This is a genomic window from Marinobacter pelagius, from assembly GCF_900114925.1.
GTDB classification, from domain to species: Bacteria; Pseudomonadota; Gammaproteobacteria; order Pseudomonadales; family Oleiphilaceae; genus Marinobacter; species Marinobacter pelagius.
The window spans coordinates 804835-826243 of the sequence record NZ_FOUR01000001.1 but is presented as its reverse complement, the minus strand read 5'-3'; the positions used below and the strand labels follow the sequence as shown (position 1 = coordinate 826243).

The following is a 21409-nucleotide window of genomic DNA, read 5'->3' as shown; positions in this document are numbered from 1 at the left end:
TTCCAATGTCTGATCCTGCCAATGTAGTCAGTTTTCCCTTCCTGCAGGGTCCGATTGCGCAACTGATTGATATGGGTGGCCCGGTCATGGTGGTGTTGCTGGTTCTTGCCGCCCTGGGCTTGGTGACGTTTTTCTACCTGATGCTCTCGGGCACTCTCTACGCCCCAAGGCTGAACCGGCACCTGAAACAGACCCTTCGCCATTGGCAGGCCAACCCCGGCGCCGTTGACCCGGAGCACCTCCGCAGCCAGGCCCGATTCCGGGACCGGATGAACCCACTGCTTCACCTGGTGGCGGACACGATCGACGCCTGCAAGAAGCGTGTTGACGGCCAGCAGATCCGGGAAACCGCTGCACGGGACGCACAGCATGCCCTGGAGCCCTTTGAAGCACCGTTGAAAATCATTGAAGTGATTGCCGCCCTTGCCCCTCTGCTGGGGCTTCTCGGTACGGTTATGGGAATGATGGAGGCCTTCAGTGCCATGGCCGCCACCGAAGGCCGCGCCAACGCCGCACAACTCAGCGGCGGCATCTACGAGGCCCTGACCACCACCGCGGCCGGTCTGGTCGTGGCCATTCCCTTTGCCGCCCTGGCCGCCTGGATCGAATTCCGCCTGCGCCGGATTCACAAGACCATCAACAGCACCCTGGTCAGCATCCTGAGCGTAGCGGACACACCCCGGAGCAACGAGGACGAGCTTTCGCCCTCCGGAGAGGCCGGCGCCGCTAGGCCTCGGGAACAGGCTGAGAACAACGGATTCACCGGCAGGCAGCGGTTTGCCCATGCAACTGGTTGATCCCCGGCCCAACCGCCCCATCCCGATCCGCATCACGCCGTTGATCGACGTGGTGTTCATCCTGCTGGTGTTCTTCATGCTCACCAGCCGGCTGTTGCCGGTGGGCGCCCTGGAACTGGCCAACGACACCAGCCAGCGCGGTGGCGCAGAAGGCACCCCGTTGCCGGCATTGACCGTCATCAGTGACGGAAAGGTGCGCTGGGAAGATCGCACCTACCAACCCGATGAACTGGCAACAGCGCTGAAGCAGCGGGGCATCAACGAAGTCAACCTGGCCACGGAAGGTCAGACACCGCTTTCGGGCTTCACCCGAACCCTGAGCCTGCTCGACGGGCAGGGCATTACCACCCACTGGCAACGAACAGATCCGAAACAACCATGACCAACCTGGTTCCGCCTCCGGCCACCTCCGGCAAGTCCCTGCTGGAACGGGTGGAGGACGCCCTGCTACCACTCATCAACCTGGTCTTTCTGCTGCTGATGTTCTTCATCGTGGCGGGCCAGCTTGCCAATGAGCCCTTACCCGAGCTGCCGGGCGCTGCCGCCAGCGGGCAGGAACAGACACCGGACGCCGACCTGAAAGTCACCGAAGGCGGCGGCTGGCTGGCCGGCGCCAGCAGCGTCGATGAACAGACCCTGCTGGCCAGCCTGCCGGAACCGGGGGCCGGGCAACCCTTGCGAGTGGCTGCTGCCGAATCCGTGACCATGGCCGAACTGGAGCGACTGTTCCGGATCCTCGAGCGTGGTGGTTACAAGGACGTCCTGCTATTGACGGAGCCCGGCCCATGAACCCCTCCCGTCCCCTGCAAAAAACCGGGTTGGTGATCCTGGCCATGCTGCTGACGGCAGCAGTCCTGGTATGGGCCGCTCCGCAACAGCCGCTCAATCTTGAGCCCCTGGGCGAGGAGGCCATCAACCCGGCACCGGCCATTCGCATCAGCCTCGCCGGTCAGGCGCCGGAGCCAAAGGAGCCCGATTCCCTGCAAGAACCGGAGCCAGCACCTGAACCCTCCCCCAAACCGGCGCCAAAGCCAGAACCCAAACCTGAGCCCAAACCTGAGCCTGAGCCTGAGCCTGAGCCTGAGCCTGAGCCTGAGCCTGAAACGAAGCCTAGTCCGGCTATCCCGGATCCGGAACCCGAGCCGGAGCCCGCCCCAATGACGACAACGGCGAACCCGGAGTCCCCGGACAAAACCGCCAGCGAAAAGCAGCCGGTGGCCCTGCAGAAGGCGGGATCGTCCTCGGACGTGGATAACTATCTCTCAAAGCTCAGTCGTCACCTTGCGCGCTTCTATGACTATCCAAGGCGGGCACGCCGCCTGGGGCAGGAGGGCACCCCGGTGATCGCGTTCGAATTCCAGCGGGACGGCACCCTGGTCCGCCACGACCTCAGGGACTCCTCCGGGCATGAGCTTCTGGATGAGGCAGCCCTGAACATGCTGGCCCAGGCTGCGCCCCTGCCCGAAGTTCCGGACCGGATGAAAGGACAGAGCTTCAGCTATGCCCTGCCGGTTCGGTTCCGCCTGCGCTGACGACTATCTGGTACAGGCGAGAACTTGCCACCAAGGCAAATTCTGGCCACGGATGCAGGCACGATGTTGCCTGCATCCCGCATGAAATCCGCTCGAAAATATCTACTTCATTGTTTTTAGTGCAATTTCAAGATCTGGCACGAGACTTGTTGGTGACATGGACGTCCAGGGAAGAACCCAGGGACAATCATTCATCATGTCAAGGAGCAGACTCATGCCAACCCCGTGTTACATCAGTATCGAAGGCCAGACCCAGGGCAATATCACCGCCGGTGCCTTTACTTCCGATTCAGTCGGTAACATCTACGTGGAAGGCCACGAAGACGAGGTCCTGGTTCAGGAATTCAGCCATGTGGTCACCGTGCCGACTGACCCGCAGTCCGGCCAACCCTCCGGTCAGCGGGTACACAAACCCTTCAAATTTACCGCCGCCCTGAACAAGGCAACACCATTGATGTACAACGCCCTGGCTTCCGGCGAAATGCTGCCCAAGGTGGAACTGAAGTGGTACCGCACTTCCGTTGAAGGCAAACAGGAGCATTTCTTCTCCACCATCCTGGAAGATGCCACTGTCATCAACATCGACTGCAACATGCCCCACTGCCAGGATCCGGCCAAGGCTGAATTCACCCAACTGGTGGAAGTGTCCCTGGCCTACCGCAAGGTAACCTGGGAACACGCCGTTGCCGGCACGTCCGGTGCCGATGACTGGCGTTCGCCGATCGAGGCCTGATTCCAACGTTCCGAACGAGGGAAACGGCTGGCCCAAGGGCCGGCCGTTTTCATTTGTGCTGTCTGCCCGGCGCCGTTAATATGATGCTCTGCACAACAGGTTCATCATGCGCGACTCATCTTCTGCCCTACACCAGATCGGCCAACTCATGTGCGAGGCCACCCGGGATATCCTCTGGCAGCCTTCTGCCGACTGGCTTAGCTCACAGTCCACCGGGGGTGCCCTGCGTTGCCGGGTCGGGTCCGGGCAAGCCACCTACCATCGCTACGATCCCCGGAAGAAGCAGCACCTGATCAACTACGGGCTGCGCATGATTGCCGCCAAGCTGCAGCCAGAGACTGCCGAGGGGTGGCTGTCGACCCGGGAAATCCGCGGGCGGGGCTATTTCGATGGCGAGCTGAGCACCCTGAACCTGCTGGCTCATACCTGCTGCCATGAGTTTTCCCACTTGCTCCAGTACAGTGCCGGCCAGCGTTCCTTCGGTTCGGTCCATAACCGGCATTTCTACGAGATTCTTGACCAGTTGCACGAGAGCGGAGGGGCGGTGGCTACCAGGCACTTCCTTGCCGAACAGGCCCGTACCCGAGGGCTGGAGCTTCCGGCTGCGACCTTCGAGCTGCCCGACAGCCGTCATCTGGCACAGCGATGGCAGGTAGGAGAAACCGTCACTTTCGGCGAAGGCACTGGGCAAAAACACGGCGAGATCATCCGGGTAAACCGGAAAACCTGTACGGTACGAGGCAAAGGCCCCGCCCGGGGTACCCGTTACCGGGTACCGCTGTCCATGTTACGCAAGACCGGGTAGCCGCCGACTGGGGGCCTTAATTCCGTGCACGCCGCCCCGCCAGGGGGCGAAAATCCCCACCACCTACTGTGACAAAACCGATCCGCCCTTCCACCTCCATGTTTTTCATAGAATTATAGAGTTGGCATGAAGATCGCTAAGTTCTCTGCAGGGATGAACGTCCCGGCCAGGGATTCGGCCGGACCATCAGATCATTGTTGTTGGCATTGGCACCGGGCTCACAAATCCTTTGCGGGAGGCGGAGTCCGGTTTTTTTGCTGAATAGCACGGGCAATTGCCGGTTTTCGCATCCAGTCATTACCAGAGGTCAATTCCCGTCCGGCAAGACTAGGGTAAGATCACGGAAAACAGAACGACAAGGATGCGCCCCGTGAAGCCCCTGAGTCCCACCGACCAGCTGTTCCTCTGGCTCGAGAAACGCCAGCAACCCATGCATGTGGGTGGCCTGCAGCTGTTTTCCTTCCCGGAGGATGCGCCGGACGACTACGTAGCCCGACTCGCTGATCAGCTCCGGGAACATACGCTGGTCACCCCGCCATTCAACCAGCGTCTGGATTACCGCTTCGGCCAACCAGTGTGGGTGGAGGATGAGCATCTGGACCTGGAGCACCATTTCCGTTTCGAGGCGTTGCCTACACCGGGCCGCATCCGTGAGCTTCTGACCTTTATTTCCGCGGAGCATTCGCACCTGATGGACCGGGAACGGCCGATGTGGGAGGTGCACCTGATCGAGGGACTGGGAGAGCGGCAATTTGCTCTGTACACCAAGGTGCACCACTCGCTGGTGGACGGCGTCTCGGCCATGCGCATGGTGACCCGTACGTTGTCCGAAGATCCGGAGCAACGGGGCATGCCGCCCATCTGGGCCTTGCCTCCGAGGGTTCGGAGCGAATCGGGTGAGGGCGCGTCACTCTGGCGCAGTGTCGGACACCTGTTGGGGGAATCCGGCAAACAACTGGGTACCATACCGACCGTGGCCCGGGAGCTGCTGCGAACGGTCAATGAAGCCCGCAAGGATCCGGCCTACCACTCCATTTTCCACGCGCCCCGCAGTGTACTTAACCAGAGGATCACCGGCTCCCGGCGGTTTGCCGCCCAATCCTTCTGCCTGAAGCGGATCAAGGCAGTCTGCCAGGCCTACGGCACCACCGTGAACGATGTGGTCACGGCCATGTGCGCCACGGCGTTGCGGGGCTATCTGATGAATCAGGAAGCGCTGCCGGCCAAGCCACTGATTGCCATGGTGCCGGTGTCCCTGCGCCGGGACGACAGCTCCGGTGGCAATCAGGTGGGCGTGATCCTGGCCAACCTGCATACGGATGAGCCGGATCCGGCGGAGCGGCTGGTGAAGATCCACCAGGGCATGCAGGAAGCCAAGGAGCGCTATGCCCACATGTCGCCTGAGGAGATCATCAACTATACCGCGCTGACCCTGGCGCCGGCCGCGTTCCACCTGCTCACCGGGATGGCTCCGAACTGGCAGACCTTCAATGTGGTGATTTCCAATGTCCCGGGGCCGGGCGAAACCCGGTACTGGAACGGTGCAAAAATGGAAGGCATGTATCCGGTGTCGATTGCCATGGACCGGCTGGCGCTGAACATGACGCTGACCAGTTATAACGATCAGGTGGAATTCGGTCTGATCGGTTGCCGGCGCACCCTGCCCAGTCTCCAGCGCATGCTGGATTACCTGGACGAGGGTCTGGCCGAACTGGAGGCCGCCGCCGGGCTGTGATCAGCCGAAGCGGCGTTCTTCGTTGCGGACGGAAACCTGGTCATTCAGTGTCCAGAAGTCGTAAAGCACGCCGATCATGAACAGGCCGCCGGTCAACAGGTACAGGAGACCGGTCAGCCACTTGCCCATGTACATCCGGTGAATCCCGAAGACCCCGAGGAAGGTGAGCAGCAACCAGGCGATGTTGTAGCTGATCTCGCCCTGACGGAAGCGCAGATCGGCTTCCCGGTCCATGGCGGGGATCAGGAACAGGTCGATGATCCAGCCGATGAAGAACAGGCCGAGGGTGAAGAACCAGATGGTTCCGGTTACCGGCTTGCCGTAGTAGAAGCGGTGCGAGCCCAGGAATCCGAAGATCCAGAGGAGGTAGCCAAAGATTTTGCTGTGGGTGTTGGGTCTGTCGGTCATTTACACGTCCTGGTGGTTTTTTGGATTCGGGGACATATATGGGAGTCTGATCTTAATTTAGCAAGGCCTGATGGTTTGTGCCGGGCCGGAGGGCGGGGAATTTTCCCAGCCGGTAAAAACAACTCGCTTCGCTCAGACAATTTTCCCGGCTGGGAAAATTCCCCGCCCCCCGTCCTGCTGGACCTCACGATAACGCTTTTGAAACCACAGACTTCAGGGGCCGACCTCTGGCGCTGGATCCGGGCCATCTGCCCGGAATTCGCTGGCCGACTTGCCGGTCCATTTACGGAACGCGCGGCTGAAGTTGGACAGGTCGGCGTAATCCAGTTCGTAGGCGATCTCGCTGACGGACTGGTTGGTGTAACGCAGCAGCTGGATGGCCCGGTCCTTGAGCACCGATTCGAGGATTTCCCGGTAGCTGGTTTCCTTGTCCGCCAGCCGCCGTTTCAGGGTTCGGGAGGAGACGCAGAACCGATCTGCCATGGCCTCCAGGGAAGGTAGCGGACCGGGGGTCATGCGGAGCATGTTGCGGACCGCGAGGGCGATGTCGCCCTGCTCTTTGAGGGCCTTCTGCAGCTCGAATTCGCATTGTTCCCGGGCCATGGCGGAGGCGTCGGCATCGGCCAGGCGCATGCGGACGTCGAGCATGGCCTTGGGGAAGATCATCATTTGTTCTGGCTGGCCGTACTCGAAGCGTACCGGCAGTTGGTCGGCGAACTTGCGGTAATAGCGCGGTTCCGGTGCACTCAGGTGGACGGAGACGCCGGGGAGTTTGCCGTCTTCCAGGGCGAAGCCCCGGGCTTCGGCGTCTTCCCGGTCGAGGAGCTGCTCGGTAAGCAGGATCAGCGTGGCGCTGACGGTTTCGGCGAGGAAGGCATAGAGCTCCGGCACGTCGAATTCAGCGCACAGTTGCACCAGGACCTGGTCCCCTGCCAGGGACTGGTTCATGGTGAGGAACGGGGCGCGCAGTTGCAGGTAGCGGCGCACGGAGTCCAGCGCTCCCTCGAAGGTGGGGCTTGTGAGTGCGGCAAAACCCAAGGTGCCGTGGATGGTCAGCCGCAGTTCCCGGGCGAGGGCAAAGCTCAGGCCCTCGTCACCGGCCAGCTCCCGGGCCCGCTGGGCCATGATGGTGGCGTCGGTGACGAAGACCCGGCTGTCGTTGGCTTTCAGGTCACCGGCGGTGAATGACAGCCCTTCATACAACTTCCGTTCGTTGTGGCCCAGTTTCCGGACAGTCTCCGCCAGCACCCGGAGGTACACGCCGGGCACCAGGAAAAATCCCAGCATCTGCCGCTCGTTGTCCGGGGTACCTGTTGCCATACGCGGTTCCTGATTCCTGTGTTGGTTGTTACCGGACTCTATCAGAAGCCGCCGGCCCGGACAGTGGGGCCACACACACCACCGGCAACGTCACCGGAGTCAATCGACCCAAGGCGCCTGTGTCCCATCCTGAATGATGGCCGTCCCGTTCGAGCATTCAGCCTTGCCGTTGACCGGCGCACACTGGTGCCATGACATCAGCCAAAGTGCGCAAGCGCAGAGGAGTAGCACCATGCTGAATACCAAGACTGCCGGAACCACCACCCCGGTTTCCCAGACCCCGGACCACGTTGCCATCAAACCACAGCGGATGGGCTTCGAGTTCGGCGAACAGGTCCCCCGTTACTGGCTCAATGACAATTACCTGCTGAGCCACATGATGAATGCGTTGTCGGTGCTGTTTCCCCAGGGCGAGCAGTTTTTCGTGGATTCGGTCCGGCAGTTCCGTGACCAGATCACCGACCCCAAACTCAAGGAGGAGGTCCGGGGCTTCATCGGCCAGGAGGCCATGCACTCCCTGGAACACATTGCGATGAACCAGCACGTGCGTGATCAGGGCATGCCGGTGGAGGAGATGGAGAAACACCTGGAGGTGGTCCTGGGAATCGCCAGTAAGCTGCCCAAACGGCACCAGCTGGCCATCACCTGCGCCCTTGAGCACATGACGGCGATGATGGCAGACATGCTGCTGGCGCGGGACGACGTGCGCGAGGACATGCACGAGTCCATGCGCCCGCTGTGGGTTTGGCACGCCATCGAGGAGACCGAGCACAAGGCGGTCACCTACGATGTGTTCCAGCAGGTCGGTGGCACCTACGCCGAACGTTCTTTCTACCTTGCGTTCAGCACCGCCGCCCTGGGGGTGATGGCCACCTACTTCACCACGCGGATGATGCTGAACGACCGCAAGGGTTTCTCACTGAAGGACGCCGGCAAGGGCCTGTGGCGCATGTGGGGCAAAAACGGCACTTTCTCGAGCCTGATTCCCACCTGGCTGGAGTATTTCAAGCCGGACTTCCATCCCTGGGATCACGACAACAGCGAGCTGATTGCCCGGTTCAAGGAACAGATCCAGGCTCATATCGCACCCCAGTACCGTAACGGTAACCGTCGCACACTGCAGTAAACGGGGTCAGTCGGGCCGAGCAGGCGCCAGGCCCGACTGTACCACCTCGCCCTTGCGCCAGAGGCGCCACTCCCCGGGCTGGTAGATATCCCAGGTTTCATCGGTGGTTAGCGGTTCGGTCACGATCACGCTGACGATGTCATTGGGGGTGGTTTCCGCCTCGAAATCCACGGTGACATCGGCATCCTTGAGTCGCGCGGGACCAAATGGTGCCCGGCGGGTGATGCTGGCCATTTTCGTAGTGCAGTAGGTGAACAGCCAGTCTCCGTTACTCAGCAGCAGGTTGAACACGCCCTGGCGGGCGTAGCCGCTGGATAACCGGACCAGGCGCTCGACAATCTCTTCGGTGGGGCAATCCCGGTCACAATGCGCTCGCAGGTGATTGAGGATGTCGCAGAACAGTGCCTCGCTGTCGGTGGTGCCCACCGGCTCGTAAAAGCCACCGCTGTAATGGAAGTCACTCAGCTGTCCGTTGTGGGCAAAAACCCAGTAACGGCCCCACAGCTCCCGCATGAACGGGTGAGTATTGGCCAGGCAAATCGAACCTACATTGGCCTGCCGGATATGGCAGATGGCCACTTCACTCTTGATGGGGTGGGTCTGTACCACCTCGGCAATGCGGGAGTTGGCGCTGGCGTCGGCATCGTGGAAGGCCCGCACGCCCTTACCCTCATAGAAGGCCACACCCCAGCCATCCTTGTGCGGCCCGGTGTCGCCACCCCGACGGGTGAGGCCGGTAAAGCTGAAACACAGATCGGTTGGGGTGTTGGCACTCATGGCCAGCAATTCGCACATGGACTTGAAGACTTCCTGACGGTTCCGGGTTCACCCCAAGAATACCGGAATCAGGTTCCTGTGCCAGCCAGCAGGTCACCCTGACCCGCGCTGAGGTTCACGCCAGCCCCGGCTACCTGGTTGCGTCCGGCACGTTTGCCGCCCAGCAGACAATGGTCAGCCACCCGGAACAGGGTCTCGGCGTCCCGCCCGTTCTCCGGCCACTGGGCAATGCCAAATGAAGCGGTCACCCGTATGGTTCTGTCGCCATAGGTCAGTTCATTACTGGCGATACACAGGCGCAACTCCTCGATCAGTTCGTAGGCGTCCGCCGGCTTCACATCCCTCAGGATCAGGCCGAACTCCTCGCCGCCAAGCCGGCCCACGGAATCGGTACTGCGAAGCCGCTCGGTCAGGCAGGCGCCGATGTGGCCCAGGACGTGGTCTCCGGCGTCATGGCCCAGGGTATCGTTCACCTGTTTGAAGTGATCAATGTCCATGATCGCCAGAGCAAACCCCGAACCACTTCGCTCACACTCCGCGATGGTCCGGCTCAGTGTGCTCTGGAAACTGGACCGGTTGGCCAGCCCGGTCAGGGCATCGGTCTGGGCCAGATCCACCAGGCGCTGTTCGGCGGCTTCCCGCCGCACCTCGTACATGTGAATGAACACCAGCATCAGTGCACCACAGAGCACCATGTTCAGCAGGTCAATCAGGGCATGGGGGCTGGCCAGGTTACCGAGGTGAATCCAGTAAACCACGCCACCGGCGAGCATGAAGGGCAGGCTGAGCATCATGCCCTCACGCTTGCCCAGCAGCAGGTAGGCGAGTACCGGCATCATCAGTACCCACACAAAGGCCGACACCGATGCATCCGGTAACAACATGATGACCAGGAAGAAGCTGAACAGCGGGATGAGATAGCCGTAGATCCACTGCTGCAACCGGCGGGTTCGTTCGAGGCGCCAAAAACCGTAGAACAGCAGGGCACTGGCCGTAAGTTCGCCAACCCCGATCCAGAGGAATCCGTTAAGGATCTGCAGGCAGGCAAAAACCACCAGCGCACTGCCGGTGACCAGAAACAGAAGCCGCGTCAGGGAGCGGCGATGACCCTGTCGGAGACCCGAGCGACTCTGCTCCAGTGTCGCTCCCAGGTCCGTATGCTGAGGCAATTTCATGCTGTATCTTCCCTGGATGAACAGCAAGTATAGTCTGACGACATTGTATGTGAAATGTACAGCAGGTTGGCGTCCCGTCCAACCTGCTGACACTGGCAGGCTTCAGATATAGAGGTTCTTGCGGGAGAAGCGTTCCACCAAAGGCTGGTAGGCAGAACCCAGGAGCCGGTTGATGGCGTCGATGCCCCAGGCATCCGGGCCCACCAGGATCCGGGATTCGTCCCGGAGGATGCCCTTGACAATGGTCTCTGCCGCCTTGTCCGGGGTGGTCATGGCCAGCTTTTCGAACCCCTTGCGCTGGGCCGCGCCGTTCTCGGACTTGCCCATACGGGCGGAGTTGGCGATGTTGGTCCGGATACCGCCGGGGTGGACACAGCTGACCGACACTGGCTGGCCCTCAAGCTTCATCTCCTGACGCAGGGACTCGGTGAAGCCCCGCACCGCAAACTTGGCGGCGTTGTAGGCACTTTGTTTGGGGACGCCGATCAGCCCGAAGACACTGGAAATGTTGACCACGTGTCCGTCACCGGAAGCGATCAGGTGCGGCAGAAAGGCCCGGGAGCCATGGGCCACGCCCCAGAAATCGATATCCATGATCCACTTGAAGTCCTCGTCGGTCATTTCCCGGACCGACGCAGACAGGGCGACACCGGCGTTGTTGATCACCAGGTTGACCTGACCGAAATCCCGGACCACCTCGTCCGCGTGGGCGTAGACCGCCTCACGGTCTGACACGTCCAGCCGGTAACTGCGGACGTCCGCATCCTTGAGTTCGGCTGCGGTTTCCGCCAGACCGGTTTCATTCACGTCCGAGATCGCCAGTCGGCAACCCCGTGCCGCCAGAGCCTTGGCAAGGGACCGGCCGATACCGGAGCCTGCCCCGGTGACCACGGCGACTTTGTTGTTCAGATCCTTCATGGCGGGAGCCTCTTGTAGTGGTTTTCCTTGTATAGCAGAACTGCTATGGAAAACCACTTTAGGCCCCGGACGCACCCGAGCCTATGGCAGCATGTGCTCCCCGAGCCAGGCAGTGTGGTCAGTCGCCCAGCAGGTTATCCAGCGGCTGGTCATAACTGGGGGCGAAAACCTCGAGGAAATACTGCACTTCCGGCAGTCCATCCTGCTCGAGCCTTATCCGGATCTGGCTGGCAGCAGGCCCGAACTCCTGGTTGCCCGCGCGGATCTCCGCCTGGCACTTGAGCCAGGCCGACAGCCGGTCGGCGGCCTTGATCAGCTCCTTCTCCTCACTTGCCAGCTTCGACTCCTGCAGATAGGGCGCGAACGGTCCCTGCAGGTCTTCCGGCAGCAGGGCCAGCAGCTCCGCCTCGGCCTTGTGCTCGATATCACCAAAGGCTTCGCGCATAACCCGCGAGTGATACTTCACCGGTGTCGGCATGTCGCCGGTAATCACCTCGGTGGCATCGTGATAGAGCGCCGCGGCGGCAATGCGATCCGCATTGACCGTGCCGTTGAACCGGTGGTTGCGGATGATCGCCAGGGCGTGGGCCAGGGTAGCCACTTCCCAGGAGTGGGTGGCAACATTCTCCTCGATGGCATTACGCATCAGGCCCCAGCGCTTTATCCAGCGCAGGCGTGACACATAGGCGAAGAAGTGGCTTGCGATGGCGGCCATACCCCGATTCCTTTTTTCATTAATTGATGACGCGTGAAACCTATTTCAGGTATCTGCGTGTTAGCTTTAGAACTGGTGAATGTGTTGCGATCTTAGCAGGTGGATTATACGTGCCCGGACTCCGATGTTTCTGCAAGCTGGTGTTGATTACGCTGTTCCCGCTGGCACCGCTGCCGGCCGCCTGGGCAGACACGGACATCGTTGTCGGTGTCTACGATTTCCCGCCGGTTGCCCGCATCGACGAGGACAAAAAGGTTGAGGGCCTGCTGGGAGACCTTCTGACGGAGCTGGAAACATTCCATCAGGATGTTACTTTCCGGATCTTCCACACCTCCCCCAAACGCCGTTACCTGGATTTCGACGCGCACCTGTACGACGTCATATTCTTTGAAAGCCCGAGTTGGGAGTGGCAGGACAAACAGGCGCTGATCAGCCCGCCACTCCTGATGGACGAAGATATCTACATCGCCCTCAACAAGCCGGGCCGGGACGCGAGCTTTTTCGAAGATCTTGAGCAGCGAAATATTGTCGCCCTTTCCGGCTACCACTATGGGTTTGCCGGTATGGAAACCGATCCGCAGGAACTCGAACAACGCTTCAACATCGAGTTCTCGGACAGTCACAGTCGCAACCTGGATCTGATCAAGGCAGACCGGCCCTCCGTCGCTCAGGTGGCCATCATCAACGACTCGTACCTGCAGATGCATCTGGACCAGCATCCTGAAGACCGGAACCGGTTCCTGATTTCGGACCAACCGGACCAGAGCTACCAGCTGAGCATCATCACGCATCCCGAGGGGCCCGTCACCGCCCGGGACATGATGGATCTCCTGGCGCCGCTGATCGAGACCGGTCGTTACCAGAGTCTGGTGCAGAAGTGGGGGCTGGATCTGCCCCCCTCTCTTTCACCTGACTCCGGAGAAAACTGACAGCACACTCAGCGGACATCCAGAGTGAAGGGCACCACCACATTGCCTTCGGCACCCACCTGGGCATCCCGCGCCGGGTCCAGCAGGAACAGCTGATTGCCCGGCACCTCCTGGGTATCGGTCAGCAAGCGGCGCACCGCGAGGCCCCGGTCCCGGGCGAGGTTGTTGAGCGCCTCTGGTGACAGGGTCCGTTCACCCGAGAGATAGGCCTCGCGGGCACTTGCCCAGGCCTCCTCCGAGAGCTCTTTCTGGCCGCCATTGGTCAGTTCATCCCGCAGCAGCGCCAGACCATCGGTTTCCGGTGACACCGCACCACGCACATTCAGCAGTAACTCGGGACGCTCGCGCAGGGCATCCGCCAGCGCTGACAGTTTGGCCGCCTCACCTTCCGCCAGCTCGACACTGCCAGGCACGAAGCTGACCTGGCCCAGGTCCTCGCCGGTCAGGCCCGCCATCTCGGCAATGGAGCCCAGCATGCTGAACGGTGAAGCCGCCGCCTTGACCAGCAGGTTCACGAACGCACGCATGACCACCTGGCCGACGCTGAAGTCCGGGTCCGACAGGTCGCCGCTGATCGGCAGATCCACCTCGATGATGCCCTTCCGGTCCTGCAGCAGTGCCAGCCCCAGTTTCACCGGTGCGTTAACGGCCTCGTCACTGGCCACCGCCTGACCCAGCTGTAACCGGTCCATTACGACCAGGTTCGAGGCATCGATACGGCTGCCGGCAATTTCGTAATCGAGGTCCAGGTTGAGCTTTCCACTGTCAACACCGTAACCCAGGTAACGGCCGAAATAGGGTGACAGCTCCGGCAGGGACAGGTTGTCCATGGCCAGCGTGAGATCACTGACGTCATCGGTACCCAAGGTGCCGAGGGTACCCTGGAAATTCACGTTACCCACCTGGCCAACCCGGCCCTTAAGAGACACCTTGCCCTGTTGTGGCGGGATATTGCTGATCCCGATCACCGAGCCGGAAAGGTCGTCAAAGGAGGTGGTGAACGCCGGACTCAGGGTCCGGTCCGTGTAGGCCACCGAACCGTTCTCGATGGCCAGCTCCCCGATCCGGAAGATTAATGAGGGCTGGCCGTTTCCGGAGTCCGCGGCTTCGTCTGATCCGGGATCCGATGCCGCCCCACCGCCGGACACCGGAATCCGCTCGACGTTATGCACGGCATCGGTGCCGCGTACGATGTTGGCAACCGGCTGCACCACGCTGATAGTACCGATTTCCAGACGCGCAGGGCTGACGTTGTATTCGATTGGAGCAAGGCGCACCGTCTGCCAGGACATTAGTCGGTCCTGCTGGCCGGCCAGGCGCAGATTCAGGTTGCTGACCTCTGCGGTGCCGCTGAAGGTTCCGGTCATCGGTTCCTGCTGGCTGTCCAGGTCGAGATTACCATCAAAACCCAGTTGGCCATTGGCGACACTCAGGTTGGCACCCTGCTGCAGGTAGGGTTCGAAGGCGGCCAGGGTGATCCCCGATCCGGACACCGCCGCTTCAAACGTGAATGGCGCCGGTGTTACCTGACCCTGCAGCGCCAGTCGGCCGCCGCTGGCCAGGGTGGCACTCAAATCATAGCTGACCGGCTCTTCCAGGCGGTGGCTTACGTTTCCGGTGGAGAGGGAGATTTCCTGCAGCCGCAGATCTGCCTCGCTGGCCGGAACCCGGTCCTGCCAGCGTACCGCGGAACGGGCGACGCGGATGCCGTCCACCGACCAGCGGAACGGCCGGGTGTCGGCCGCCGATTCTGGTGCGGACTCATCGGCCTCTGCACCGGCGGTGTCACCCGCCAGCGGTGCCAGCCAGTCGATCGATCCCCCGGCATCCCGGGCCACTGCCAGGTCCAGGTTATCCACCGTTACCTGTCCAACCCGGGCCTCCCGGGCGGTCAGGTCGAACCCGATCTGGTCTACACCGATACGCCCCGTGGTCAGCCTGCTGGCCTCCGACTCCGCGTCGAGAGCGACCGCCAGATCCTCCAGGGACAACTCGCCATTCTCCGTGGCCAGGTAAAACACCTCACCCGCCTGAAGCTCATAGTCAGACCGGACAGTAACATTGCCCCCGCGCAGGTCGTAGGGCAGATAGGGTGCCAGGAAATGTTCGAGGGTTTCATAACTGATGTCGGCAATGCGCAGGGTGCCCCGTGAATAGAGCGGCGTCACGCTCAGGTCGCCCTGCCATTCAACCGTCTGGCTGCCAATAGCCGCCAGCAGATAGTAGTTGCTGTCGCCTTCCTCCCGCGGCCAGGTGGCCAGGTCATTGAGAGAAAGATCCAGAGGCGTGATCCGGAACTCGGCCGGCTCGGCCTGACTGAAATCCCGGAACAGGAGTTCGCCGCCATCAATGGCCAGCTGCTGGAAGAACAACTTCGGAGGACCGCTGTCCTCACCGGAGGTTTCGGGTTCTGCCGCCGGCTGCGGTTCCGGGTGAGCGACCTGCCAGTCCCGCGCGAAATTGATGCCGTAGTCCTCGAGCAGGTCAACCCGGATATAGGGTTCCTGCAGGCGGATCTCCTGGAAACCGACAATACCCCGGAACAACTGGAAAAAACTGAGGTTCACAAACAGCCGGTCGAAGCCAAGGACCTTCTCACCGTCCCTGTCGTTGGCAGACAGTTCCGTCGCTTCGACCGTCAGGGCAAACGGATTGATGGCAAGGTCTGTTACCTGCGCCTGCCACCCCATCTGCTGATCCAGCTGCTCAGGGACTGCGCTCTTGAGCCACCAGGGCAACAGCAGGAAGCCCGCGAGGGCGTAAAGAACAACCAGAACGACGACCGCGATGGCGAGGTTCCTTGGTAGACGACTCTTTTGACGGCTCCGGGCCACGAAACTCTCCTTTGTGTTCGGCGGAAAACCGGGGCTTTAACAGCCCTCTGCCTGACACAAGGATAGTCGGCCCGGTGTCCGTTTGTCAGCTTGCGGTATTCTGACCGGGCAAAACCAGGTCGGGATCGGCCTTTACATTGTCGAACCGGCCAATCTGGTCCAGATCCCGGGGAACCATCGCCGCCCGGACCAGCTTGCGGCTGGAATTGCCGGTAAGCGGAAACACCGACTGGCCCGCTCGCCAGGTCACCGGCATGGCCGGCGTGCCGATGCGCTGGTCCAGCTCCCTCAGGCGCTTGTACATGAAGCTATAGGAGGGATCGGAAAAATCCGGAACCATCAGGAAGAAGGTACTGGCGGAATACCGGGCCAGGTAGACCGGCTCTGGCGCCAGGTCCCGGATCGCCAGCGTAATTTCCCGCAGCACAGCATTCATCGACTCCGAACCCAGGCTTCCGGACAACTCCCGGTAGTTGGCAATATCCAGGTAGATCAGGGCAAAGGGATGCTCCCGCGCGCTGTCCCGCGCCAGGGTCTCCAGTAGCCGCTGTTCCAGGGCGGAGCGATTGGGCAGCCCGGTCGCCGCATCCAGGAACGCCATGCGCGCAACCCGGGCATTCTCTTCCGCCTTCCGGCGGGCCAGCTGACGTTGCTGACGGATATCGAAAGCGGCAACGAACACGCTCACGGCCAGCAGCGCGACACAGAACAGAGCCAGGGGGATACCCATCCAGTCACCGCGAAGGCCGTTGTCGGCTGCGGGCATTGCACCCTCCGGGAAGGTCATGGCGAGCATACCGGTATAATGCATGCCGCAGATGGCGGCCGCCATCACCAGGGCGGCACCGAAGCGGGCCGCCGATACACGGCTGCCCTGCAGCGACCGGATCTTGCGGGACACACCCAGCGCTGCGGCGGAGGCAGCAACGGCAATGGCAATCGAGACCGCCAGCCAGACGCCGTCAAAAACCGGCGGCGCCGACATTCTCATGGCGTACATGCCAAGGTAATGCATGACGACGATGCCCCCGGACATTGTCAGTGTAGCGGCCGCGAACAATCCCGCGCCAATCTTCTCGCGCCCGATAATGTGCAGGGCCACCCCGGAGGCGAGCACCGCCGCCAGCCAGGAAATGACGGTCATGCCGCTATCAAATGTCATCGCCATGTCCATGGGCATGGCCCGCATGCCGACAAAATGCATGGTCCAGACGCCGGTGCCCATGGCCAGGCCTCCGGTCACCAGCCAGGGCAGCCGTTTGCCGTCGCCAACGGAACCGATCCGGGCTCCGAAAAAGAGAGCCGTGTATGCGGCCAGTACAGCCACCACGTATGAAGCTATTACAAGCGATAGATCGTAATGGGTCATCATTTTCTGTACTCATCGATTTTTGTGGGTAAAGGCTGCCTGCAAGCCCGAGGATTTACGCCGACAATGTGAACTGGCTCTCAAAAATATGTAGAGATATGTAACCATCAGCAACAGGTCGTGCCAGCACTGGTGACTGACACGATGGTGTGAACCCGCTATGCTCTGAGGCCGTACCTGAACACGGTTACCGCGGCGGTTGAGCAAGACGAGGAGGAGTGGATGGACATCGGCGACATGCGTCGTGATTTCGAGAGCGAAGGTCTGGATCGGGAGCATCTGGATGACAATCCGGTCCGGCAGTTCCAGCAGTGGTTCGAGGATGCCCGGACAGCCGGCATACTGGAGCCGAACGCCATGTCCCTGGCAACCACCGGCCACGATGGCATGCCGGACCTGCGCACGGTTCTGCTCAAGTATTTTGATGAGCAGGGCTTTGTGTTCTACACCAACTACGGCAGCCGCAAGGCCCGCGAGATCGAGGAGAACCCCCGCGCAGCCCTGTTGTTCCCCTGGATCGGTCTGAACCGCCAGGTACGGATCCAGGGCGCGGTCGAGAAAGTCAGCAAGGCCGAATCCCTGCGTTATTTTGCCTCCCGGCCCCGGGGCAGCCAGATTGGTGCCTGGGTATCCGAGCAGAGCAAGGCCATCACCTCCCGCGGTCTGCTGGAACAGAAGGTCGCCGAAATCAGGCGCAAGTTCTCCGAGGGTGAAGTCCCGCTGCCGAGTTTCTGGGGCGGTTACCGGGTGGTTCCGGAACGTATCGAATTCTGGCAGGGGCGCCCCAGCCGGCTACACGATCGCTTCGAGTATGTGAGGGAAGGCGATGGCTGGCTCATCCAAAGACTCCAACCCTGAACAAGTAGTTAGCCCGATGCCGCAGATCTGGCTGTGCCATGAGACACCGGGTGGGGATCCCGAGATTCCGGGATGGCTCACCGATTACGAGCGGAAGACCGTCGCGAAATTCGGTGGTCCACGCAAACGGGAATACCTGACCAGCCGCTGGCTGATCCGCCAGGCCATCAGCCGCACCAGTGGCGAACTGGTCTCCGATTGCCGCCCGGTACCCGGGCGGCCGAACCGCTCGGAGGTACCATCCGGGTTTTACCTGTCCCTGAGTCACAGCCATGGTCTGTCGGCCTGTGTGGCCGGCCCGGTGGCCGGCCTGGGAATCGACATCGAGCCCCTGCAGCGGCATCCTCAGTGGCACAAAGTGGTCAAACGCTGGTTTACACCCAGGGAGCAGGAATGGCTGTTCCGTACCGATGATCCGGGCAACTTCCTGGTCACCTGGACCCTCAAGGAGGCCTGGCTGAAGGCGACCGGCCGCGGTATCGCCAACAACCTGCAGACCCTGGAGGTCCTGGAGGGTTTTGAACTCTATGGCGATCAGGACGACAGTGACTGGTCGGCGTACTGCTACGAGTGCGAGGGATTCCTGGTGACGCTGGTCTGCCGGCAACCCGGGATAACCGGCCAGCCCGGCTGGCCCTCCATCCAGTTGCTGCAACCGCCCGCCGAGGACTTCGGCCTGGGTGAGGCGGAGGATCTGGACACTTACTGGGAACCCCATGTCCAGCGCATCATCCACCCTGCAACCCGGACAGAGTGAGAGGTAACATGACCGAATCCGGACGCTGCCCCTGGTGCGGCACCGATCCGCTGTACGTGCATTACCACGATACCGTCTGGGGCCGGCCCGAATACGACGACCGCGCCCTGTTCGAGAAACTTTGTCTGGATGGCCAGCAGGCCGGCCTGAGCTGGATCACCATCCTGCGCAAGCAGGACAGTTACCGGTCCGCCTACGACGGCTTCGATCCCGAACGGATTGTCCGCTATGGCGACGACAAGGTGGCCGAATTGCTGGCCAACCCCGGGATCATCCGTAACCGACTGAAAGTTCAGTCGATCATCCGCAATGCCAGGGGCTACCTGGAGCTCCGGGAACGGGGCCAGGGGTTTGCCGATTTCCTGTGGTCCTTCGTGGCTGGCCAACCCATCCAGAACCGGTGGCGCACGCTCGACGAAGTGCCGGTTACCACCAATGAATCCGAGGCCATGTCCCGGGCCCTGAAGAAACAGGGGTTTACGTTCGTCGGCCCCACCATTGTCTACGCCTTCATGCAGGCCACCGGGATGGTCAATGACCACCTGACCGGTTGCCCGCAACATCACCAGTGTGCACAGCTGGCCGGATGATCCTGTCACGCCGGAAGCGCGTAAATACCGGGGTAACACCAACTCCGGAGATTCATTGTGAGAATCACCCTCGAAGAGCTCAGGGATACCAAAGACCTGGTCGTTGACCTGCTGGAAATCCTCTCGCTGGAAGGCCAGCAGTACATGGCCCGACTGGTTATCGCCGACCAGACCCTCCTGCTATCTGATGCCGGGGGCAAGACCGCCCTGTTCCGAAGCGCCTGGCAAATCCAGGACACCCTCGGATCGTTCAATATCCTCGAAACCCAGGTGGTACACCCATCTGCCTATCACGAGATGGTCGGCATGGCGCCAGCCGATATCGAACCCATGAGAATCAGGATCCAGAGGCAGCGCCAGTGATTTCTGTGGCACGACTTGCGGTCCTGGTGGGTATCGCCGGGCTGATTCCGTTCATCGTCGGCACTGTGGGGCTGTTCCTGATGCCCGGGAACAGCGTGGCAATCGTGGCCTACTTCTACCTCTACAGCGCCGGCATCCTGGCCTTCATGGCGGGTATTTACTGGCCCATCGCCATGCAACTGGAGAATCGCTGCTATCCACTGTCTCCGCTGGTGACGATGCTGCTGAGCCAGGCCTTTTTCGTCACCGCCGGCATCGGCCTGCTGCTACCGACAGCGGCCCAGGTTGTGGTCTATACCCTGGCCTACGCCGCACTCTACCTGGTGGACGCCCGCTGGATGAAAATCTACTGGCCAGCCTGGTACCGGCAGATGCGCCTGATGCTCACCACCGTCGTCCTGGTGTGCCAGGTGACTGTCGGTGCCTGGTTCTTCCTCCTCCATGGCGCCTGAATTCAGGCGCCCGTTTCTTCTCCGGCGGAGCCAAACCGGCTCTTCAGTTTGCGCAAGGCGCCTTTCTCGATCTGCCGGACCCGTTCCCGGCTGATACCAAGAGCGTCGGAAATCACCTGCAGGGTCTCCGGATCGGGCAGGTCCAGGCCGAATCGGCGCGACAGGATATCCCGCTCCCGATCACTGAGTTCGCTCAGCATCATGCGCAGCTCGCTGCGCCGGTCCCGCTGCGTCATCGGGTGATCCGGAGCCAGTTGCTCACCGGCCGGAAGAACATCGACCATGGTGGCCGAGCCGTCCTCCAGGATCGAAACGTCGGTAGACACTTCCCGGGCCGCCAGTGCCCGCAGCTCCCCAATCCTTGATGGCGTCGCCTCCATCGCTCTCGCCAGCTCGGATTGCGATGGCGTACGGCCAAGCTGCTGATGCAGCCGCAGCGATACCTTCTGGAGTTGACGGATTTCGTCCACCACATTCTCCGGAGTGTGGACCACCCGGGTGCCCCGCTGCAGACAGCGTTTCACTTCCTCGCTGATCCACCAGTAGGCATACGTGGAGAATCGGAAACCCTTGGTGGGATCAAACCGTTCCACCGCCTTGATCAGGCCGACATTGGCGTCCTGGATCAGGTCCGGCATGGGAATTCCATGCTGGTTGTACCTTCGGGCGATGTGCACCGCGAGGCGCAAGTTGCTCTGGATCAGCTTGCGCCGGCAGGCCATGGCCAGGTGGTAGGCCCGGCGACACCGGCTGGAGAACGCGCAGGCGTCCCCGAGGCTGCCAATCACCTCACGGAAGGTCTGGGGTGTGGATTCTGGAAGGCCAAGCTCGGAGCTGACGATCCGGAAGCACAGGGACAGTTTTCGGGACAGACGACGCTCCTGATCGTCCGAGAGTATGTGATAACGGGACGCATCCCTGAAATACAGCCCGACCAGGGAATCCCTTTCACCATCGTTGGGCGGAGTCGGAGACGGTCCCAGCCTGTCATCTTTTCGCATGGCTACGGTACCGGTCTGGATCAGAATATTCGTGAAAAGATACGCTTGGAGCAGGCAGTCAGATTGGCGCGGTAGGGGCAAATGCGGAGGCTGGAGTCAGGTCGGTCATGCCGTGGAAATGGAGGGCAAGGCAGGGGATCGGCCGCGCCCGGCCATGAGAACTCACCTGAAGTGAGCCGGCCGACCGGGCGCCCGATCTGGAGGCAAGACGACCT

At 61.4% G+C, this 21409-nt stretch carries 23 protein-coding genes; 14 read left to right on the top strand and 9 right to left on the bottom strand.

What is annotated here, in order from left to right; translation table 11 throughout:
* Positions 1–5 precede the first annotated feature (5 nt).
* The 7 genes from BM254_RS03755 to BM254_RS03725 all read left to right on the top strand — a co-directional run bounded on the left by BM254_RS03755 (position 6) and on the right by BM254_RS03725 (position 5602).
* Positions 6–797: a MotA/TolQ/ExbB proton channel family protein gene (locus BM254_RS03755; RefSeq protein WP_091998820.1), complete on the top strand. Its 792-nt coding sequence runs from the start codon at positions 6–8 to the stop codon at positions 795–797.
* Positions 784–1179: an ExbD/TolR family protein gene (locus BM254_RS03750; RefSeq protein WP_091998817.1), complete on the top strand. Its 396-nt coding sequence runs from the start codon at positions 784–786 to the stop codon at positions 1177–1179. The genes BM254_RS03755 and BM254_RS03750 overlap by 14 nt, the downstream gene beginning before the upstream one ends.
* The gene (locus BM254_RS03745; RefSeq protein ID WP_091998814.1) at positions 1176–1586 is read left to right on the top strand and encodes an ExbD/TolR family protein; all 411 of its coding nucleotides are present in this window, start codon (positions 1176–1178) and stop codon (positions 1584–1586) included. Before BM254_RS03750 ends, BM254_RS03745 begins: the two co-directional genes overlap by 4 nt.
* On the top strand, positions 1583–2329 hold the full coding sequence (locus BM254_RS03740) for an energy transducer TonB (protein ID WP_091998811.1): 747 nt from the start codon (positions 1583–1585) through the stop codon (positions 2327–2329). Before BM254_RS03745 ends, BM254_RS03740 begins: the two co-directional genes overlap by 4 nt.
* Positions 2330–2543: 214 nt before the next feature.
* Positions 2544–3062 carry an Hcp family type VI secretion system effector gene (locus BM254_RS03735; protein ID WP_091998809.1) on the top strand — a complete coding sequence of 173 codons (519 nt, stop codon included), beginning with the start codon at positions 2544–2546 and terminating at the stop codon, positions 3060–3062.
* A 106-nt stretch (positions 3063–3168) separates the two neighbouring features.
* Complete coding sequence (locus tag BM254_RS03730) at positions 3169–3867, top strand: hypothetical protein (protein ID WP_245777346.1); 699 nt, start codon at positions 3169–3171, stop codon at positions 3865–3867.
* Between the two features lie 370 nt (positions 3868–4237).
* On the top strand, positions 4238–5602 hold the full coding sequence (locus BM254_RS03725; RefSeq protein WP_091999197.1) for a WS/DGAT/MGAT family O-acyltransferase: 1365 nt from the start codon (positions 4238–4240) through the stop codon (positions 5600–5602).
* On the opposite strand, the gene BM254_RS03720 is transcribed toward BM254_RS03725, so the two are convergent.
* Complete coding sequence (locus tag BM254_RS03720) at positions 5603–6010, bottom strand: NINE protein (protein ID WP_091998801.1); 408 nt, start codon at positions 6008–6010, stop codon at positions 5603–5605.
* 213 nt (positions 6011–6223) lie between these two features.
* Positions 6224–7330, bottom strand: coding sequence for an AraC family transcriptional regulator (locus BM254_RS03715; RefSeq protein WP_091998798.1), 1107 nt, complete (start codon positions 7328–7330; stop codon positions 6224–6226).
* A gap of 232 nt (positions 7331–7562) precedes the next feature.
* On the opposite strand from BM254_RS03715, the gene BM254_RS03710 reads away from it, so the two are divergent.
* The gene (locus BM254_RS03710) at positions 7563–8456 is read left to right on the top strand and encodes a metal-dependent hydrolase (protein ID WP_091998796.1); all 894 of its coding nucleotides are present in this window, start codon (positions 7563–7565) and stop codon (positions 8454–8456) included.
* A 6-nt stretch (positions 8457–8462) separates the two neighbouring features.
* Here the strand turns inward: BM254_RS03710 and BM254_RS03705 are convergent, their stop codons facing one another.
* From BM254_RS03705 to yfbR, 4 genes are all read right to left on the bottom strand, one after another.
* Positions 8463–9251 (bottom strand): class II glutamine amidotransferase, encoded by a 789-nt coding sequence (locus BM254_RS03705; protein WP_091998794.1) that lies wholly within the window; start codon positions 9249–9251, stop codon positions 8463–8465.
* Positions 9252–9301: 50 nt separating this feature from the next.
* Positions 9302–10408 (bottom strand): GGDEF domain-containing protein, encoded by a 1107-nt coding sequence (locus BM254_RS03700; protein ID WP_091998792.1) that lies wholly within the window; start codon positions 10406–10408, stop codon positions 9302–9304.
* A 102-nt stretch (positions 10409–10510) separates the two neighbouring features.
* Positions 10511–11326 (bottom strand): SDR family NAD(P)-dependent oxidoreductase, encoded by an 816-nt coding sequence (locus BM254_RS03695; RefSeq protein ID WP_091998789.1) that lies wholly within the window; start codon positions 11324–11326, stop codon positions 10511–10513.
* A 118-nt stretch (positions 11327–11444) separates the two neighbouring features.
* The gene (gene yfbR / locus BM254_RS03690; RefSeq protein ID WP_091998787.1) at positions 11445–12041 is read right to left on the bottom strand and encodes a 5'-deoxynucleotidase; all 597 of its coding nucleotides are present in this window, start codon (positions 12039–12041) and stop codon (positions 11445–11447) included.
* A gap of 110 nt (positions 12042–12151) precedes the next feature.
* On the opposite strand from yfbR, the gene BM254_RS03685 reads away from it, so the two are divergent.
* A complete protein-coding gene (locus tag BM254_RS03685; RefSeq protein ID WP_245777345.1) occupies positions 12152–12970 on the top strand; it encodes a substrate-binding periplasmic protein in 819 nt (272 codons plus the stop codon).
* 8 nt (positions 12971–12978) lie between these two features.
* Here BM254_RS03685 and BM254_RS03680 read toward each other — a convergent pair whose 3' ends face one another.
* Together BM254_RS03680 and BM254_RS03675 are read right to left on the bottom strand one after the other, a co-directional pair.
* Positions 12979–15804 carry a DUF748 domain-containing protein gene (locus BM254_RS03680; protein ID WP_091998781.1) on the bottom strand — a complete coding sequence of 942 codons (2826 nt, stop codon included), beginning with the start codon at positions 15802–15804 and terminating at the stop codon, positions 12979–12981.
* Between the two features lie 85 nt (positions 15805–15889).
* Complete coding sequence (locus BM254_RS03675) at positions 15890–17176, bottom strand: MHYT domain-containing protein (protein WP_091998778.1); 1287 nt, start codon at positions 17174–17176, stop codon at positions 15890–15892.
* A gap of 219 nt (positions 17177–17395) precedes the next feature.
* Between BM254_RS03675 and pdxH the strand changes: the two genes are divergently transcribed.
* The 5 genes from pdxH to BM254_RS03650 are packed head-to-tail and all read left to right on the top strand — an operon-like array spanning position 17396 to position 20193.
* Complete coding sequence (gene pdxH, locus BM254_RS03670) at positions 17396–18031, top strand: pyridoxamine 5'-phosphate oxidase (protein WP_091998775.1); 636 nt, start codon at positions 17396–17398, stop codon at positions 18029–18031.
* A gap of 16 nt (positions 18032–18047) precedes the next feature.
* Complete coding sequence (locus BM254_RS03665; RefSeq protein ID WP_245777344.1) at positions 18048–18788, top strand: 4'-phosphopantetheinyl transferase family protein; 741 nt, start codon at positions 18048–18050, stop codon at positions 18786–18788.
* 8 nt (positions 18789–18796) lie between these two features.
* Complete coding sequence (locus tag BM254_RS03660; protein WP_091998769.1) at positions 18797–19378, top strand: DNA-3-methyladenine glycosylase I; 582 nt, start codon at positions 18797–18799, stop codon at positions 19376–19378.
* Positions 19379–19435: 57 nt separating this feature from the next.
* Complete coding sequence (locus BM254_RS03655) at positions 19436–19741, top strand: DUF6482 family protein (RefSeq protein ID WP_091998766.1); 306 nt, start codon at positions 19436–19438, stop codon at positions 19739–19741.
* Positions 19738–20193 carry a DUF3429 domain-containing protein gene (locus tag BM254_RS03650; RefSeq protein ID WP_091998763.1) on the top strand — a complete coding sequence of 152 codons (456 nt, stop codon included), beginning with the start codon at positions 19738–19740 and terminating at the stop codon, positions 20191–20193. Before BM254_RS03655 ends, BM254_RS03650 begins: the two co-directional genes overlap by 4 nt.
* Before the next feature lie 2 nt (positions 20194–20195).
* On the opposite strand, the gene BM254_RS03645 is transcribed toward BM254_RS03650, so the two are convergent.
* Positions 20196–21194 (bottom strand): sigma-70 family RNA polymerase sigma factor, encoded by a 999-nt coding sequence (locus BM254_RS03645; protein ID WP_091998760.1) that lies wholly within the window; start codon positions 21192–21194, stop codon positions 20196–20198.
* Between the last annotated feature and the right edge of the window lie 215 nt (positions 21195–21409).